The 1,938-nt window shown below is 58.4% G+C and carries 1 pseudogene; it reads left to right on the top strand.

The features are described from left to right. Window positions 1–1,507: 1,507 nt before the first annotated feature. Window positions 1,508–1,735, top strand: a pseudogene (locus PMN64_RS42765) (Ku protein); the annotation flags it as partial. Window positions 1,736–1,938 lie beyond the last annotated feature (203 nt).

Genomic DNA, 1,938 nt, shown 5'->3' with positions numbered 1-1,938 from the left:
TGGATATCGCGGCGACGCGCCACGCGAACAAAATAGGCGTCAAGCGCCATTCAAAAGGGCCGCAGAGCTACGCTTACGGCGGATCTGTCCCTGACCACGGAAGAAAAACGCGCTCTCTTGGCGTCATGGGCGTCTGACGCTGCCGCGGTTCCGTGCCGTCCAGGCTTACGGGCGCCACGGGATCTACGATCACCGGTCAGGCTCGAGGCTATTCTCGACGCCCTATGCCGTCTCGACAGCGAGCCACGACGTTCAGATTGAAGCATCGATATCAACTAAGAACCGACTGGTGACGACTTCAACTGTGAGGGGCGACTAAGGCCGCCTCACTTCACTTTAAAGAAGTGGCCCCAGCATCCGGATCATGCTGGGGCCAAGCTGGATCGCCGACCGCTGTCCACCGAGTAGCAACGATCGTCGTTACTAGGGCCGAAAAAATACGGAATGAAAATTACCTGCCCGTTGTTCGGATCATCCCAAACGACGCCCGGTCCGAAAATAACGCGTGTGAATCCTGACAGGAGAAAATTCCGCTTTTTTAGCATAGGTCTATTCCTGCAGCGGGACGATTTCCCGTAGCTTCCCGGTGCAGGCACTGGACCGAGCTTGCTAAATCGCGGTCATGCCAAGCACTTTCATTCATAGAGGTGTCACGTTCAAAGTGACACGGCGATACGATGATCAATTCGAAATCACCATTGAGATGGACGGAGAAACAATACGCAGTACCGTTCGAACCAGGCTGCCTGAGCTGGCAAGACGACGTGCCGAGATGCTCATCAATCGAAAGCTAAAACAGAGGATTCGGCCGGTGTGAGTTTAGCCGGCGCGCCCCAGCGAGAGCTGCGTTCATGCCAAGGCTCGACGCCGTGAACCCGATCAAACCGAGCGCTGATCGCGAGTGTGCCCCGGGTCTTCGGGGGCAAGAGCCGGGGCACTGCTGCCCGCCAGCGACGCGCGTACGGTCCTGCTTGCGACCGCGCGCGCTCTGCTTCTTCGCTTTCTTTGCCATTTCAGGCCTCCCAATCGCGCCGCAGTTTCGTTGCGGCAGATCGGGAACAACGACTCAATGACTTCGGTTCCTAACCTACATAGCGGGCATAAGTTTTGGCACGAGGAAGGGCCCGTTGACGCAGGTGCTATAACTGGCGGTGTCGGTTGATTCGAGACCACACCATGAAGCCCAATGCGCAACATCGCCCGCCGCAGCAAGCCGCCCGTCCAGCCTATCGGAGCCTCGAAGGCTGGGCGCTCGGCATGCTGATCGAGCACCAGCCGTCAGGGAGTGCGAGCACCACGGTCATGCCCTCGATCGCACCGACCCCGATGCGCGGAACCGGGCTCGCGAGGCGGCGTGGAACCGGCCCTTCCCGGGCGCCACGCCGGAAGAGTGTCAGGAGGTCCTGCGCAGCATCGGAGATGCCTGCCCCGACTGCTAGCGCAGACTCCACTTCGCTGACCGGCGTCCTATATTGATACCATTCAGTGTAGTGGAGTTTGTTTGAGCATGGCGCCGCGCGCCAATTGGAAGGGCTTTTTGCGGTTATCGCTGGTGACGTGTCCCATTGCACTGTTCCCGGCGACCTCTGAATCCGACAAGATCAGCTTCAACCAGATCAACAAGAAGACCGGCCACCAGATCAAATATCTGAAGGTCGACGCCGACACCGGCGAAGAAGTTGATTCCGACGACATCATCAAGGGCTACAAGGTCGACACCGACGGATATCTCGAGCGCGTTATCTTTCCATTCGCGCGCACGGTCATGGTGGTAAAGCCGACAAAGCCACCAGCCGTCTTGTCGTCCCACTCGTCGTGCCATGTGCCGAACAAATCCAGCAAGAAGGCAACGTCGGTAACAGCCGCGACTAAGGTGTGATCGGGTCAGTCGCTCGAATTCATGCAGGCCAATTTCGGCAAGGCCGGTGCGTACTACTA

It is taken from the genome of Bradyrhizobium sp. UFLA01-814 (assembly GCF_046718885.1).
Lineage (GTDB): Bacteria > Pseudomonadota > Alphaproteobacteria > Rhizobiales > Xanthobacteraceae > Bradyrhizobium > Bradyrhizobium elkanii.
This window is presented reverse-complemented; position numbering and strand designations above follow the sequence as displayed.